We start from the raw sequence: 14,774 nt of genomic DNA on the forward strand, positions 1-14,774 counted from the left end.
CATCGCAAGACCAGGCAAGGAGACGCGCCATGCAATCATTCAGCTGGGAAGACCCGTTCCTGCTTGAGGATCAGCTCTCGGAGGAGGAGCGTCTGATCCGCGACAGCGCCAGGGCCTATTGCCAGGAGAGATTGCAGCCGCGCGTGCTCTCGGCCTATCGCGAGGAACGGTTCGACCGGGACATTCTGCTGGAGATGGGCGAACTCGGCTTTCTGGGGCCGACAATCCCCGAGGAATTCGGGGGCGCGGGCGTGGGCCATGTCGCCTATGGCCTGATCGCGCGCGAGGTGGAGCGCGTCGATTCCGGCTATCGCTCGGCGATGAGCGTGCAATCCTCGCTCGTGATGCATCCGATCCACGCCTACGGCACGGACGCGCAGAAGAAGCGCTGGCTGCCCGGGCTCGCGCGGGGCGAAATCGTCGGCTGTTTCGGCCTCACGGAACCCGACTCGGGCTCCGACCCCGCCAGCATGCGCACCCGCGCCGTAAAGGTCGACGGCGGCTATCTCGTTTCCGGCCAGAAGATGTGGATCACCAACAGTCCCATCGCGGATATCGCGGTGGTCTGGGCGAAGTCCGACGCGCATGACGGCAAGATCAAGGGCTTCATCGTGGAGCGCGGCGGCAACGGCTTCTCCACGCCGAAGATCGAGGGCAAGCTCAGCTTGCGCGCGTCCATCACAGGCGAAATCGTGCTCGACGAGGCTTTCGTGCCGGAGGAAAATCTCCTGCCGGGCGCGGCGGGGCTTGGCGGTCCTTTCGGCTGCCTCAACAAGGCGCGCTACGGCATCGCATGGGGCGTCGTGGGCGCGGCCGAGTTCTGCTGGCACGCCGCGCGCGACTATACGCTCGCCCGCAAACAGTTCGGCCGCCCGCTCGCCGCAAACCAGCTCATCCAGTTCAAATTGGCGGGCATGCAGACGGAAATCGCGCTCGCCACGCAAGCCGCGCTTCGTGTCGGCCGCATGCTCGACGACGGCACCGCCGCGCCCGAGGCGATCTCGCTCATCAAGCGCAACAACTGCATCAAGGCGCTCGACATCGCACGGGCGGCGCGCGACATGCACGGCGGCAACGGCATCGCGGACAGCTTCCACGTGATGCGGCACATGGCGAATCTCGAAACGGTCAACACCTACGAGGGCACGCAGGATGTGCATGCCCTGATCCTCGGCCGCGCACAGACCGGCATTCAGGCGTTTACGGCATGAGCGGACGCGGCGATGAAGCAACGTGCGGACGCGATGAAGCAACGTGCGGACGCGGCGAAGACGGCGTGAGCGCGGCCGAGGAAGCGGGAGCACCGCCGAAGCCGGGGCCGCTCGCGCATGTTCGTGTTCTCGACCTGAGCCGCGTGCTGGCGGGGCCGTGGGCGAGCCAGCTTCTCGCCGATCTCGGCGCAACCGTTTTCAAGATCGAGAAGCCCGGCGAGGGCGACGATACGCGCCGCTGGGGGCCGCCCTTCCTGAAGGACGGGAGCGGCGCGGAGACGGCGGAAAGCGCCTACTACCTGTCGGCCAATCGAGGAAAGCGGTCCGTTGCCATAGACATCGCGAAGGCGGAAGGGAACGCGCTCGTTCGCCGCCTCGCAGCGACCTGCGACGTGTTTCTCGAAAACTTCAAGGTCGGCGGCCTCGCGAAATACGGCCTCGATTACGCGGCGATCCGCGGGGTGAAACCGGACATCGTCTATTGCTCGATCACGGGCTTTGGCCAGACAGGCCCCTACGCGTCCCGCGCGGGTTACGATTTCATGATCCAGGGCATGGGCGGGCTCATGAGCCTGACCGGCGAGCCGGACGGGGAACCGATGAAGGTCGGCGTAGCCTTCGCCGATATCTTCACCGGCATGTATGCAAGCGTGGGCATTCTCGCGGCGCTCGCGCATCGAGACCGCACCGGAGAGGGCCAACATATCGACCTCGCGCTTCTTGACGTGCAGGCGGCGGTGCTTGCCAATCAGGCGACGAATTGGCTCGTCGGTGGCGTGGTGCCGAAGCGGCTCGGCAACGCGCATCCGAATATCGTGCCGTATCAGGTCTTCGAGACGCAGGACGGCCATGTGATCGTCGCGGTCGGCAATGACGCCCAGTTCGCGCGCTTTTGCGCGGCGGCGGGATGCGAGCCTCTGGCGAACGATGCGAAATTCGCCACCAACTCCGCGCGCGTGCGCAACCGGGGAGAGCTTGTCGCGCTCCTGAAGCCCATCCTTGCCGCACGCGCCAGCGCGGACTGGATTGCGGCGCTTGAGGCGGCGGGCGTGCCGTGCGGACCGATCAACGATGTCGCGCAGGTTTTCGGCCATGAGCAGATCCGACATCGCCGCATGGCGGTGCGCATGGAGCATCCGGCGGGGACAGTCAACCTCGTCGGCAATCCGCTGCATTTTTCGGAAACGCCCGTCTTCTACAACCGCGCGCCGCCGCTTCTCGGCGCAGACACGAAGCGGACGCTTCTCGACATCGGCCTCGACGCAGATGCGATCTCGGCATTGCGTGAAAGCGGCGCGATCGGCGAATAAGGCAGTGGAAATGCCTCGCCCAAAAGGAAAACCGCGAGTTCCCTCGCGGTTCGCGATCAATCGGGCCACATGGGCTTTGCCTTTCGGGAAGAAGGAACCGCCGCATCGAGGCCAACGCGGCGGGCAGTTCTTTAAATCTGACGGAACTTTCTGGCGAGCAAACCGGCGACGAGGCCGCCTGCCGCTGCCGCCGTTGCGACTTTGACCGGCCCGTAAGTCCGCACCGCGTATTCTATCTGCCGTCCGATATCGTTGACGGTCGCCGGCACCTGCGCCTGAAAAGCCTGAACGGGACGTTCGAACGCTTCACTGACGCTTGGTGTCTTGTCCCTGGTAGTTCCATAAGCCACGAATGCTATCAGCAATCCAGCTGCGGTCAGGACTCCAGCCATGATCGCGGCTGAGGTCACCGGATCGTTGTTGCGCGAGGTTAACTCCCAGAAGCCCGCCAACAGCGCGAAGACGATCGCTCCAAGAAACGCCGTCGCCGCCACTGAAAGCACGAGATACCGCGTGGCCATTATTTTCGCGTAATCGCCCAAGCGCCGGCCTGCTTCGCCGACGGCCATAAGCCTCAGAGCTGCTCCAAACATGGGCGTTACTCCTTCAGCGCGTGAGAAGCGCGCCGACGAGGAAGCCGACACCTGCCGCGATGAGCGTTGCCTGAACCGGCTTGTCGCGAATCTGCTTCTCGACGTCGCCGATGTTCTGCTGCACCGTTTCCTTCACGTCGCTAAGCTTGTCCTGAGCATACGAGCCGTATTTTTCAGTAAGCTCCTTCACCTGCGCCCGAAGATCGTCGATTTCATTCTTGCTCTTGTCGGCAGCATAGTCTGTGGTGGAGTTGATCTCGTGAATGCTGTCCTTGGCCATGATATATGTCCTTTCGAATTGTCCCTGTCGATTTCGATCAACTTGCTCCCGCTCCAATCATCAATTCGAGCGTTGAGCGATCTACTGTCGGGCAAATCCGTGCCCGTCTTCAGTCTGTGAACGCGCCCACGCCATGAGCGTTCCACTTCTTGCGTCGGCGCATCGGCGCTTATGGGCCGAATTTGAACAATTCGGGAGACGGAACGAATCCTGCCTGTCCGCTTTTGGTTGCAAAGCGGTTGAATAACCGCATCCGATTCAGCGAAGTCTCTTGTAGCGCTCAAGACCGCGGGCCATCTTCTGCACGTCGTGAAAGCCAAAAAGGATTCGCAACATGGCCGACGCAGAAAAATATCTCGCCCACGTGAAAAAATACGTGAGTAATCCGAATGAGGACGCCGTCGCGGGGATTGTGCGCCATCTTGGCATCGCGCTGCGCAACCGCGATTCATCTCTCGTCGCGGGCACCGATCCGGAAGAATTGAAGCGCGTGCGCGAAAGCTGGCTCAAGAAGAAGCTCGCGCTGACCGAGAGCGACGAAGCGCTTGACGCCGCAATCAAGACGGTGATCGACAAGTTGAAGGGCGACCGCTCGAAAGAACGCGTCACCGTGTATTACCTGCTCGCCGAGCATTTCGGAAAGCTGGAAGGCCTCGTGAAACCCGCCGCAGCTCCGAAGGCCGCCAAGGCCGAGGCGAAGCCGGGCGCCGAGGCGAAGCCCGCGAAGTCCGCCGCAAAGAAATAAAGCGGCTACGCGGCGTCCGGGAACACGGTGTGCGAGTTCTGCGTCTCTTGGAGCGCCGGGCTTCAAATGCGGCCCATGAAGAGGCCCCCGCGCGCTTTCTGTCTGTTACGCGTTTCACTGCGGCGGCTCGCTCGCCGCGCTCGTCGGGCGGCTTCAGTCGCATTTAATGCCCATAAGGCGCTCCGGACATCAAAGTTCTGGAGCGGCTTATGAATTTGAAATCGGCAGCGTACGCGCCACAAAAGCGAGGCCGATTTCAAACTCGCCGGTCCTGCGCGGTTAGGCGCTTCCCGCGCGCGGTTCGGGATGGTCACGGATCCGAGAGGAACTGTTCGCGCGGAATTCGACTAAGTCGCGCGACGGCCGGGAGATCGGCATATCGATCCCTCGGCCGAAATCCTGTCGTCAGGCGGGTTTCACCTCCTGGATCGACTCGAAGCCCTCGAAATGCGGTCCTTCGAGATAGAACACTTTGCGCTCTCCGGCGCCCTGATGGGCCGCGCGGAAGCTTTCCGAGCGCGTCCAGTCCTCGAAAGCCTGCCTGCTCGCCCAGATGGTGTGCGACACATAAAGTGTGTGGTCATCCGCCTCCGGCCCCTTGAGCAGGTGGAATGCGACGAAGCCCGGCTCGCGGTTGATATGGACATCACGCTTGAGCCAGACCCCTTCGAAATCCTGCTCGCTTCCTCTCTTCACGCGAAACCTGTTCATGGCGATAAACATAAGGGGGGTTCTCCTTCAGAGGCTGGATCAAGAGGCCGGGCGCGCCGATATGAATGTGGGAAACGCTTCGCCACTCTGGATTTAGGAGGACTTCCGTGGACTACAATCTCGAAGGCAAGCTTGCGTTTGTGACAGGCTCCACCAAGGGCATCGGCAGGGCGACCGCGGAGCTTCTCCTGCAGGAGGGCGCGCACGTCATCATCCACGGTCGCTCGCGCGAGACAGTGGAGCGGGCGAAGCAGGATTTGCCCACCGCACATGCGGTTTACGGCGACCTCGCTAACAAGGCGGACGTCGACCGGATCGTCGAAGAGGTGAAGGCCATCGGAGACGTGCAAATCCTCGTGAACAACGCCGGAATTTTTCAGCCGAAGCCGTTTCAGGACATTCCGGACGCGGAGTGGCTTCGCTTCTTCGAGGTCAACGTCATGTCCGGCGTGCGCTTCTCCCGCGCGTTCCTCCCGCCGATGCTGCTCCTGAACTGGGGCCGGATCATCTTCATCTCGTCCGAGTCCGCGATCAATATTCCGGTCGAGATGATCCATTACGGCGCGACGAAAACCGCGCAGCTGGCGATCTCCCGCGGTTTGGCGGAACTGACGAAAGGCACGCAAGTCACGGTGAACGCGGTGCTGCCCGGCCCGACGTCGTCGGAAGGCGTGATCGACTTCGTGAGGGATCTGGCGAAGTCCGAAGGCAAGGACGAGAAGGCCGTCGAGGCCGATTTCTTCAAGACCGCGCGGCCGACGTCTCTCTTGCAGCGCTTTGAAGATCCGATGGAAATCGCGCAGACGGTCGTATTTCTCGCAAGTCCGCTTTCGAGCGCGATCAATGGCACGGCTCTGCGCGCGGATGGCGGCGTGTTCAAATCCGCATTCTAGCGGTCCGATTCCGGCATTTGCATCCTGCAGCACGCCCGCGAGCAAATGCCGGGATCAATAAGACCACTAGAAGCCCCAGCGAAGGCAGCGTGCCCGCTTGCGACCGAAGCAAATGTGCTGCGTGCAGACGTCGATCCGGCCGCCGCCGCAACTGCAATTGTTGCAGCCGTCGAACCATTCCACGCACAGTCTGGGGCACTGAGCGCCGGGAACCGAGAACCGCGCGAGCCATGGACCGCGGCGGTCGCCTTCGGCGAGAGAGGCCGCCTCTGACGAAGACTGGGACGCCGTCACGATCATCAGCGCGGCCACTGCCGCAAACAAGGCTCGCATGTCCAGTCCCCGTTTGGTTGCGTTTGTTGTCGCGGCGTTGCAGGCACGCATCATCGCCCCGAAAAAGGCGAACCTTCTCAAGGCCCTCTTTCTTTTTAGTCAGCATATGCATAAAACTGTTTCATATTGAGAAAAAGTGATCGAGCGTTTGTATGAGTATTCATGAGTTGAATGGCGAGCGCGTCATCGACCGGTCCGGCGATATCGATCAGCGCCCGCCCGACGAAATTGGCCCTCCCGCGAACAGTGTTGTCCCATCCCGGCGCGAAAGCCACCCGGCCTGTCTTGTCGCGGATCTGCAGCAAGACACGGCTATCATGCGCGCGGCCATGGTTCAGGCTTCGGTCGATCCGGTTGCCGAGAGGGTGGAGCGCCTTCAGGCTGAAATCGACGCGGCTTTCGTCTCGTCAGCCAACCGCCTTTCGACGCTTTCGGAGTCAATCGCGGCGCAGGAGAAGAAATGCGTTGCGCCGAGCCTTCACGACGAGATGCGCGCGGCCCGTCTCGCCCGCCAATCCGTGGTCATTGAAAGCGGGCCGGAACTTGCCGAGCGCTTGAGCGAGGAGAGGAGCCGGCTCGCCGATCTCGCCGCGTTCAAGGCCCGATACCGCATCGCGCGCGAGCCGCATTATGCCGCGTCGCCGGTTCTTGGGCTCGGCGTTCTCTGCGCGCTCGTCATCGCCGAAACAACGGTGAACGGCATCCTGTTCGCCGGCACGAGCGAGCAGGGCCTTTTCGGTGGCTGGCTAGAAGCGCTGGTACTTGCGATTGCGAATGCGGGCGCGGCTTTTCTCATCGGCTATTTCGCTCTGCCGCAGCTCAACCGGCGCTCCTTCGTCGCAAAGGCGGGCGCGTGCGTCTTCGTCCTCGCAGGCATCGCCGTCATCTTTGCGATAAACCTTTTCGGGGCGCATTACCGCGATTTTCGCGAGCGCGCTTTCAACGACGCCATCGCGACGAGCCGCCCGACCACGAAGTCGGCTGCTCCTGCCGGCGCGGTACGGCAAGGTCTCGCTGCGTTGCCCGTGAGATCGGCGAGCGAGATGAAAGACGCTGCGCTTCCCGCGTCAGGATCGAAGAGTACCGAAGCGGACGCGCTTCGCAGGCTCGTCGAGAACCCCTTCCGAATCGAAGGTTTTTCCAGCCTGTTTCTCCTGATCATCGGCTTGTGCGCCGCGCTGATCGCGGCGGCCGACGGCTATAAATTTGACGACCCGATCCCGGGCTACGGTCGGAGGCATCGAAGCTATCGGCGCGCTCGTGCGGCCACGGCGGCAACGCTGCGCCGGGCGATGCATCGGGCGCGGGGAAGTTCAAGCGGCGCATTTCAGGCCCTCGACCGCAAGCTCGATCGGCAAGCCACGGCGCTTGCCGAGTTGTCGTCGCGTCACGATGCCTTTGCCGCCGAGCGCCGTCGCCTTCAGGCCGATCTCGACGACGCCGTGCGGCGCGCGGAGGCCGAGATCGAGAGCCTGGAGCGCCTTTCCCGCCGGTCGGTGCGAGGGAGTTTCGTGTATGCGCTCGCAGCGAAACAACTTCCTCCTCTCGACGCAGACCGCGGCAAGTTTCTGGAAACCCAGGAGAAGAACCTGAAAGCGCTGCAACAGGCCGTCCAGGGGGAGAAGGACGAGTCGTTTCGCTTTCTCGATTCCGCGGCCGATGGATTTGAGGGCGTCCTCGCCGAAGCCGTTCGAGCCAGCTTCGATAGCGCGCAGCCGTCGGGACAAGGTGGAAACGTGGAGGCGACCGCATGCTGAGATCGGTCTTCGGAGTGGTTTTGATCGCTTGCTCTGCCGCGCTCGCGGGAGGCGGCTTTTATGCCGCCGCAAGCCTGAAGGCGGAGATGATCGACACCGCGACGCTCTGCCCGCGTAACGGCGCGACGAGCGCCACACTGATCCTTATCGATCGTACCGATCCGCTGACGCCGGTCGAGCAGGCATTCGCAAAAGACCTGATCGCCACGCAGCGCGACGCGGCGGCGCGGGGTGAACGGATCGCCGTCAAGGTGCTGCGAGAGCGGGAACGGGGCCTCGGCGTGGCGCTTGAAACGCTGGTGGACCTCTGTAATCCGGGCGCGGAAGCGAATCCGTTCTTTGAAAATTCGAAACGGATCGCGGCCCGTTATGAGAGCGCCTTTCTTCAGCCGGTCGATGACGCGCTGGCCGAACTTGGGCGGGAGGGTACGGCAACGGCCTCGCCGATCGCCGAGGCACTGGCGCTCGGCGTGCAGAGCCTCGATGTGCAGCCGGACGGGCCCCTGCGGGTTGTTCTGATCTCGGACATGATGGAGCACGGGCCCGGCGCGTCGGCCTATAACGGGTCGCTCACCCCGGCGTCGCTGAGCGAGCGGCTGCTGCCGGAGGTCCGGCCCGCCCTGAGCGCGGCGCAGATGAAAATCGTGCTGCTTCCACGCCCTCGCTTTGCGAAGCAGCAGGCATCGGCGATGAGGGTGTGGCGTCGGCTGTTTCTTGAGCTTTCGGGCCGCGACCCCGATCTCGCGCAGCCTTTCGGTTCGGGCGCATGACGCTTCGCGCTCTCTGCCTGCCAAAGGTCGCGCTGCCGCCGGATCGTAAGCGCGTCGATCTTGCTGTCGAGCGCGGAATTCCGCTCAGCACCAGAACCCGATCGGCGCGCGCGAGGCCTCGCTATGCTTGGCGGGACGGCACGGCCATAAAGCGGGGCTCGCTCCGCTTACGCTCGGTAAAGATAGCGAAAGTTCGGGAGAGCATCAACAACAGCGCTTGCTCCGCGCATCCGCAAGGTAAACCGCGCGCGAAAAAGCCGGATCACGAGGCTTCGGCGCTCCGCGCGCACGCCGAACAGAGAGCCGATGAACTGGGCCTTCAACTGAACAGCGCCTTCGACATCAAGACGGGATCGAGAGCAGGGCGGCCGTTATCGGCGCAGTAGAGACCCGCAACCCGGTCGCGGATGAAGGAAAAGTCGACCGCCGCTTCGATCCTGCGCAGAAGGTGGTCCTTCGGCACCAATCCTTCGATGCTCACCATCTCAAGCGCCGTCTGTCGGGGGAATCGGCTTCTTCAGCATGCCCCACAGAATCAAAAAGCGCCCGCCGAGGCGGGAGCTTTGTCAGCAGTCTGAGCTCCGGCCGAGGCGGGAGCTTTTCAGCAGTCTTGGCCGGAGCGCAAGGCTCCGGCTTTTTGTTCTGAAGGTACGGCTTAGCCGACGTAGGAGTTCTGCCCGGCCTGAATGCGCTTCAGCGCGGTGACGAGGGCGTCGACATCGCTGAAGGTGTTGTAGAGGGCGAAGGACGGCCGCACCGTCGCTTCGAGGCCGAAGCGACGCAGGATCGGCTGCGCGCAGTGATGCCCCGAGCGCACCGCGATGCCGTGCTGGTTCAGCGCCGCGCCCACGGCCTCGCTCTTCTGGCCCGCGAGGACGAAGGAAACCACGCCCGCCTTCTCCGGCGCGGTGCCGATAATGCGAAGCCCCGGTACTTCGGGCAGAACCTTCGTGGCATACGCGATCAGGTTGTGCTCATGCGCGGCGATGGCGTCCATGCCGATGCCGTTCAGGTAATCGATGGCTGCGCCGAGCCCCACCGCATCCGCGATGCTGCCCGTGCCCGCCTCGAACCTCGTCGGCGCGGCATGGTATTCCGTCCGCTCGAAGGTCACGTCCTTGATCATGTTTCCGCCGCCCTGCCAGGGCTGCGTCGCGTCGAGCAGATCCTTCTTGCCGTAGACGACGCCGATGCCCATCGGCGCGAACACCTTGTGACCCGAAAGCACGAACCAGTCCGCATCGAGCGCACGCACATTGACGGGCATGTGCGAGACCGATTGTGCGCCGTCAAGCAGCACCCGGGCACCGTAGCGATGCGCCATGTCGATCATCGTCTTGGCCGGGGTGACGGTCCCGAGCGCGTTCGACACCTGCGTAAAGGCGACGAGCTTGGTGCGCGTCCCGAGCAGCTTCTCATAAGCGTCGAGAAGCACCTGGCCGTGATCGTCGACCGGCACGACCTTGAGCTTCGCGCCCGTCTCCGTGCACAGCTGCTGCCACGGTACGATGTTGGCGTGATGCTCAAGCCATGTGACGATGATCTCGTCGCCCTCGCCGATGTTCTGGCGACCCCAGCTCTTTGCCACGAGGTTGATGCCTTCGGTCGCGCCGCGAACGAAGACGATCTCTTCGGGCATGTCCGCGCCGATGAAGCCAGCCACCTTCTGGCGCGCGTTTTCATAGGCATCGGTCGAGCGCGCGGCAAGTTCATGCGCGCCGCGATGGACGTTGGAGTTTTCCCACGCGTAGTAATGCACGAGGCGGTCGATGACAGCCTGCGGCTTCTGTGTCGTGGCGGCGTTGTCGAGCCAGACCAGCGGACGGCCGTTCACCTGCTGGTGCAGGATCGGGAAGTCGCGGCGAACGGCGAGCACATCGTAGCCGGTTTGCGGCCCTTGCGAAACCGGACCGCCTTTCGCGTTTTTCGAATGCGACAGGTGGCTCTCGTCCAGAAAGTAGAACTGCGAGCCTGGGCGCCCGTTGTTCGGTGCAGCCGCCGCGCGGGTAGCAGGAACCTGACCGGCAGGCTTTCCGGGCGAGGTCACTCCCGTGAGGCCGGGGATGTCGGGAAAACCGCGAGCGATTTCCTCAAGGCCCGGATAGGTGGAAGCCGGCTTCGACGCGGCGGTTTCGGCATGGCCGGGTCCACCGATGATCTGCGCCGGCGCAGAAGGCGCAGACAGCGGCAGAGCGTGAGCGCCGCCGAAGTATGGAGGTGCGTAGGACGTCGGCTGCGGCGCCGTAGCCTGCGGGACGTGCGGGCTCGCAGCCGCTTTCGCATGAGCTTCGACCGGCAGGGGAGCGGCGGATGGCGAGGATGCGGGGTGATGCGTGCCGGAGACCGGCGCGCCGTGAGCTTGCGGATTATAGCTTGAGCTGTGCCCCGGAGCACCCGCGAGCGGAACGTCCGCCGAGCGGGTCATTTCGATGGGCGCGCGGCTGCCGTTGGTGAGAGGTGAGGCCGTGGAGGGCAGGCTTCCGCCGGGCGGTGTCGCGAACATTTCGTTCGCGAGCCGCGTCAGCGTGTCCGCACTCGGCCAACCCGTCGGAGCGGGCAGACCGCCCAGCGTTTCCGCGATGCCGTTCCCGACGTCGGCCACCGGTGCCGCTTCGGAAAACGGGGCATCAGCCATGATAGGTGTCAGCGTAGGCATGATACTTGTCCACCTCAACGTCATCGAGGACCGCGATTGCGTCGTCAGTCAGAACCGAGAGCGAGCAGTAAAGCGAGATGAGATACTGCGCGATGGCTTTCGGGTTGATGCCCATGAAGCGGACCGACAGGCCCATGCTCTGCTCGCCGGGAAGGCCCGGCTGATAGAGGCCGACAACGCCCTGGCGGGATTCGCCGGTGCGAAGCAGGATGATCTTCGATTTGTTGCCTTCGAGAGGAAGCTTGTCGCTCGGGATGAGCGGAATGCCGCGCCACGTGAGGAAGGGCGATCCGAACATGGTAACGGTCGCCGGCGGTACGCCGCGGCGCGTGCATTCGCGACCGAACGCAGCGATGGCAAGCGGGTGGGCCAGGAAAAAGCCCGGCTCTTTCCAGACCTTGGTGATCAGTTGGTCGAGATCGTCCGGCGTCGGCGCGCCCGTGCGTGTCTTGATGCGCTGCGAGGGAATCGTGTTGGCGACGAGGCCGTATTCCTGATTGTTGATCAGTTCGCTTTCCTGCCGCTCCTTCACGATTTCAATCGCGAGGCGAAGCTGTTCTGCGATCTGATTGTGCGGCACGCTGTAGAGATCCGAAACGCGGGTGTGCACTTCAAGCACAGTATTGACCGCGCTCAGATAATATTCGCGGGGATGCTCTTCGTAATCCACGAATGTCTGCGGCAGCGTCCGTTCGTCGCGCTGGGAACAGTCGACCGCGATGTCGCGGGATTCCTTGACGCGGTTGCGACGATAGATGCCAGCTTCCACGGGCACCCATTGCAAGCAATGGACGAGCCAGCGCGGCGTGATGCGGGAAAACTGGGCAACAGTCTTTGTGGCGTTGGCTAGTTGTCTCGCGGCAACGTCACCCAGCGCAGTATTGACAGGTGTATCGGCCATCGGTTGTTCTCTTTTGAGCCATAATTACTAGAATGCATAAAAGATATCCGCCCTTCATCTGCGAAGAGCGTTCACTTTTTCTTGCATTCTTGATCAGATCGAACATGCGTTTGATGGCCGAAGCTTCGCACTATTTTCACTTCGCTTCAATATAAACGGAACCAGGTCGCGGCATTCGCTAATATTTTCCCGGTTTCGCCTGATGGCAAAAAGTACTTCTACGAAATGGGGTGCATTTGAGTACGCCGATGCTGAATATTGCCAGTTTGGAGTATCGCGCAATTAATTGCGTCGCCCGTTTTCACCGTGCGACAGCGGCTTTCGCCGTGGGCCGGCAAGGTGCGCGAAAAACTCGCTGATCTCCCGTGCAGCTCCTTGAGAAGAGCGGGCAGGATCGCGCAGCTGCCGGTCGTAGGCTTTGTGAAGTGAGCGTGGGTATTCGTCTCGGCGCGATGAGTTCGTCGTAACGCTGCCAGCCGGGCGAGTAGCCGTGATGCTTCACCTTCAGCGGTCCAGTTCAAGCGGCTTCGTCCGCTCGAATCGTCGTTCCGTCGCGCACAAACAGAGACAAGGGCAGCGGTTTGCTCTCGCCGGGAGCGGCTTGTGAAAACACTCGCCACAAAGGTGAGACCGATTCAAAGCCGCCGCTCCAAAAGGGCGATGATTTTTGCTTCGATCACGGCTTCGGCGGTGTGATCGCGTTCCCAAGCTTCTCGCCGACGAGGGCGAACGCGAGTTGAACCTCTTTGTCGAGGGCGTAGCCCCTGTAGGTTTCCTTACCGACGCCGAACTCCAGACGATTCACCGGCGCCGAACCTTTAAGGACGGGGGCGCCCTCCTTGATCTGGACCACGAGCGGAAGCTTTACGGTCTTCGTCACACCCTTCAACGTCAGTTCGGCATCGACGACATACTTGCCGTCACCGACAGGCTTTGCGCCCTTTGCGATCAGCTTCGCGGTTGGATGGCGTTCCACATCGAGAAATTCTTCCGAGAGGGCAACTTCGTCCGCCGCCCTGAAGCCCGTCGTGGTGCTGCGCATGTTGAGCGTAAGTTCGATCAGGGCTTGCTCGGGCGCCTCGGGGTTGAAGCGGACGACGCTCTTGTAATCCTTGACGCTGCCTTCGGCTGAAAATCCGCCCGCACCGGCGACGAAGGCGACATCCCTGTCCCAGGGCCTTATGCCATCCTGACGTCCTGCGAGCAGAAGAATGCCCACACCCACGGCCAAAATCGCAAGGATGGCCGCATTCGTGCTGCGCGTTTTGCCAGACATCGTTCAAACCTCAAAAAATGGGGCGGCAGAGCGACTTAAGGAGGCGCCACCGCATGACGACCATGAGCGAAACCATGCATATATTTGGTGACATGGTGGATAACAATATCGCCGCAGGCCCTGTTTCAGCCTGAGGTTAAGGATGTCGTAGGCGTCGGCAGAGACCATCACGCCGTTACCCGGCGGTTCCGTTGCCGAGCCTTGAGCGGAAATCGTCATAAGAGAAGCGGCTGAGGCGCTCGGTGCTGCCATCCTCATGCAGCGCGTAAAAATCGGGCAGCGGCACGCCGTTGAACGTGCTCGCCTGAACGAAGCTGTATTGCAGTTGATCGCCGAAGATCACGCGATCCCCGGGCTTAAGAGGCGCGTCGAAGGAATATTCGCCGATGATGTCGCCGGTCATGCAGGTGTTGCCCGCCAGCGTATAGGTGTGCGGCTTCTCGCCCGGTCCGCCCGCGCCGATGACGGGCGCATGCCAGCCCGCGATCAGTACGTCCGGCATGTGGCAGGGCGCGGAAGCATCGAGAATCGCAATCGTCTTGTCGTTGCGGTAGACGTCGAGGACAGTCGCCACGAGATAACCCGCGTCCATCACGAGCGTGCCGCCCGGCTCCATGATGGTCTCGACATGCGGGAACGTGTCGCGGAACCGGTTCAGCGCCGCGATGAGCGCATCGACGTCATAGGCAGGATCGTTGAAATAATGGCCGCCGCCGAAATTGACGGCGCTCACCTTGTTGACGAGATGCCCGAACGCGCCCGCAATCCGCTCGATCAGGCCGATCGACGCGGCGTGGCCCGATTGGCACAGCGCGTGTGCGTGCAGGATGTCGATGTCGCCCCAGGGGATATCGCCGAGCGTGTGCTCCGGTGCGCCGAAGCGTGAGCCCGACGAACAGGGATTATAGAGATCGCCGCCGACCGTCGAATTCGAGAACCCGGGATTGATGCGCAGGCCGACCTTGCGGCCTGCCGACTTCGCCCGAGGCAGATAGCGCGCCACCTGCTCCGCCGAATTGAAATAGACGTCGTCCGCGAGCCCGAGAATCTCCTCGAACTCGCTCTCCTTGTAAGCAGGTGAATAGACGTGGACCTGCTTGCCGAATTCCTCGCGCCCCATGCGCGCCTCGAACAGGCCGCTCGCGGTGTTGCCGTCGAGCGTGTCCCGGAAGAGCGGGAACAACGCCGGCATCGCAAACGCCTTCGTGGCGAGAAGCACGGTCGTGCCGGTCTCGCGGCGCACCTTGGCGGCTGTCGCCAGATTGGCCTTGAGGCGCGCGAGATCGGCGACGTAAGCCGGCGTCGGAATGTCGGCCAGCAGGTCCAGAAGCGTCATGC

At 62.7% G+C, this 14,774-nt stretch carries 14 protein-coding genes and 1 pseudogene; 6 read left to right on the plus strand and 9 right to left on the minus strand.

The window, feature by feature from the left end; all coding sequences use genetic code 11:
* Positions 1 to 29 precede the first annotated feature (29 nt).
* Positions 30 to 1,211, plus strand: a complete 1,182-nt coding sequence (locus EK416_RS01725; protein ID WP_127075689.1) for an acyl-CoA dehydrogenase — start codon at positions 30 to 32, stop codon at positions 1,209 to 1,211.
* A 65-nt stretch (positions 1,212 to 1,276) separates the two neighbouring features.
* Positions 1,277 to 2,521: a CaiB/BaiF CoA transferase family protein gene (locus EK416_RS01730; protein WP_245433906.1), complete on the plus strand. Its 1,245-nt coding sequence runs from the start codon at positions 1,277 to 1,279 to the stop codon at positions 2,519 to 2,521.
* Positions 2,522 to 2,652: 131 nt separating this feature from the next.
* On the opposite strand, the gene EK416_RS01735 is transcribed toward EK416_RS01730, so the two are convergent.
* Both EK416_RS01735 and EK416_RS01740 read right to left on the minus strand, forming a co-directional pair.
* On the minus strand, positions 2,653 to 3,114 hold the full coding sequence (locus EK416_RS01735) for a hypothetical protein (protein ID WP_127075693.1): 462 nt from the start codon (positions 3,112 to 3,114) through the stop codon (positions 2,653 to 2,655).
* Between the two features lie 13 nt (positions 3,115 to 3,127).
* Positions 3,128 to 3,394: an ElaB/YgaM/YqjD family protein gene (locus EK416_RS01740; protein ID WP_127075695.1), complete on the minus strand. Its 267-nt coding sequence runs from the start codon at positions 3,392 to 3,394 to the stop codon at positions 3,128 to 3,130.
* 334 nt (positions 3,395 to 3,728) lie between these two features.
* Here EK416_RS01740 and EK416_RS01745 point away from each other — a divergent pair, with 334 nt between their 5' ends.
* Positions 3,729 to 4,139 carry a DUF2853 family protein gene (locus EK416_RS01745; protein WP_127075697.1) on the plus strand — a complete coding sequence of 137 codons (411 nt, stop codon included), beginning with the start codon at positions 3,729 to 3,731 and terminating at the stop codon, positions 4,137 to 4,139.
* A 405-nt stretch (positions 4,140 to 4,544) separates the two neighbouring features.
* Here EK416_RS01745 and hmuQ read toward each other — a convergent pair whose 3' ends face one another.
* Entirely contained in the window at positions 4,545 to 4,862 is a 318-nt protein-coding gene (gene hmuQ, locus EK416_RS01750) for a heme-degrading protein HmuQ (protein ID WP_127075699.1), read from the minus strand.
* Between the two features lie 95 nt (positions 4,863 to 4,957).
* Between hmuQ and EK416_RS01755 the strand changes: the two genes are divergently transcribed.
* On the plus strand, positions 4,958 to 5,743 hold the full coding sequence (locus EK416_RS01755) for an SDR family NAD(P)-dependent oxidoreductase (protein ID WP_127075701.1): 786 nt from the start codon (positions 4,958 to 4,960) through the stop codon (positions 5,741 to 5,743).
* 66 nt (positions 5,744 to 5,809) lie between these two features.
* Here the strand turns inward: EK416_RS01755 and EK416_RS01760 are convergent, their stop codons facing one another.
* A complete protein-coding gene (locus tag EK416_RS01760; protein ID WP_127075703.1) occupies positions 5,810 to 6,076 on the minus strand; it encodes a hypothetical protein in 267 nt (88 codons plus the stop codon).
* 152 nt (positions 6,077 to 6,228) lie between these two features.
* Here EK416_RS01760 and EK416_RS01765 point away from each other — a divergent pair, with 152 nt between their 5' ends.
* Positions 6,229 to 7,833, plus strand: a complete 1,605-nt coding sequence (locus EK416_RS01765) for a hypothetical protein (RefSeq protein ID WP_127075705.1) — start codon at positions 6,229 to 6,231, stop codon at positions 7,831 to 7,833.
* Entirely contained in the window at positions 7,827 to 8,603 is a 777-nt protein-coding gene (locus tag EK416_RS01770) for a hypothetical protein (protein ID WP_127075707.1), read from the plus strand. The genes EK416_RS01765 and EK416_RS01770 overlap by 7 nt, the downstream gene beginning before the upstream one ends.
* Before the next feature lie 328 nt (positions 8,604 to 8,931).
* On the opposite strand, the pseudogene EK416_RS01775 reads toward EK416_RS01770, so the two are convergent.
* The 5 genes and pseudogenes from EK416_RS01775 to EK416_RS01795 form a co-directional block, all read right to left on the minus strand.
* Positions 8,932 to 9,127: pseudogene (locus EK416_RS01775) on the minus strand (transposase); the annotation flags it as partial.
* Positions 9,128 to 9,258: 131 nt separating this feature from the next.
* Positions 9,259 to 11,238 carry a family 2A encapsulin nanocompartment cargo protein cysteine desulfurase gene (locus tag EK416_RS01780; protein ID WP_245433907.1) on the minus strand — a complete coding sequence of 660 codons (1,980 nt, stop codon included), beginning with the start codon at positions 11,236 to 11,238 and terminating at the stop codon, positions 9,259 to 9,261.
* The gene (locus EK416_RS01785) at positions 11,231 to 12,160 is read right to left on the minus strand and encodes a family 2A encapsulin nanocompartment shell protein (protein ID WP_127075711.1); all 930 of its coding nucleotides are present in this window, start codon (positions 12,158 to 12,160) and stop codon (positions 11,231 to 11,233) included. The genes EK416_RS01780 and EK416_RS01785 overlap by 8 nt, the downstream gene beginning before the upstream one ends.
* Before the next feature lie 676 nt (positions 12,161 to 12,836).
* Entirely contained in the window at positions 12,837 to 13,436 is a 600-nt protein-coding gene (locus tag EK416_RS01790; RefSeq protein WP_127075714.1) for a YceI family protein, read from the minus strand.
* Between the two features lie 175 nt (positions 13,437 to 13,611).
* A complete protein-coding gene (locus EK416_RS01795; protein ID WP_127075716.1) occupies positions 13,612 to 14,772 on the minus strand; it encodes a carboxynorspermidine decarboxylase in 1,161 nt (386 codons plus the stop codon).
* Between the last annotated feature and the right edge of the window lie 2 nt (positions 14,773 to 14,774).

Origin of the sequence: Rhodomicrobium lacus, assembly GCF_003992725.1 — a bacterium.
Lineage (GTDB): Bacteria > Pseudomonadota > Alphaproteobacteria > Rhizobiales > Rhodomicrobiaceae > Rhodomicrobium > Rhodomicrobium lacus.

Bases quoted from the DNA above. Each gene is read 5' to 3' on its own strand.
- EK416_RS01725 (WP_127075689.1), top strand. From the start codon at position 30: ATGCAATCATTCAGCTGGGAAGACCCGTTCCTGCTTGAGGATCAGCTC.
- EK416_RS01735 (WP_127075693.1), bottom strand. From the start codon at position 3,114: ATGTTTGGAGCAGCTCTGAGGCTTATGGCCGTCGGCGAAGCAGGCCGG.
- EK416_RS01740 (WP_127075695.1), bottom strand. From the start codon at position 3,394: ATGGCCAAGGACAGCATTCACGAGATCAACTCCACCACAGACTATGCT.
- EK416_RS01745 (WP_127075697.1), top strand. From the start codon at position 3,729: ATGGCCGACGCAGAAAAATATCTCGCCCACGTGAAAAAATACGTGAGT.
- hmuQ (WP_127075699.1), bottom strand. From the start codon at position 4,862: ATGTTTATCGCCATGAACAGGTTTCGCGTGAAGAGAGGAAGCGAGCAG.
- EK416_RS01760 (WP_127075703.1), bottom strand. From the start codon at position 6,076: ATGCGAGCCTTGTTTGCGGCAGTGGCCGCGCTGATGATCGTGACGGCG.
- EK416_RS01765 (WP_127075705.1), top strand. From the start codon at position 6,229: ATGAGTATTCATGAGTTGAATGGCGAGCGCGTCATCGACCGGTCCGGC.
- EK416_RS01770 (WP_127075707.1), top strand. From the start codon at position 7,827: ATGCTGAGATCGGTCTTCGGAGTGGTTTTGATCGCTTGCTCTGCCGCG.
- EK416_RS01780 (WP_245433907.1), bottom strand. From the start codon at position 11,238: ATGGCTGATGCCCCGTTTTCCGAAGCGGCACCGGTGGCCGACGTCGGG.
- EK416_RS01785 (WP_127075711.1), bottom strand. From the start codon at position 12,160: ATGGCCGATACACCTGTCAATACTGCGCTGGGTGACGTTGCCGCGAGA.
- EK416_RS01790 (WP_127075714.1), bottom strand. From the start codon at position 13,436: ATGTCTGGCAAAACGCGCAGCACGAATGCGGCCATCCTTGCGATTTTG.
- EK416_RS01795 (WP_127075716.1), bottom strand. From the start codon at position 14,772: ATGACGCTTCTGGACCTGCTGGCCGACATTCCGACGCCGGCTTACGTC.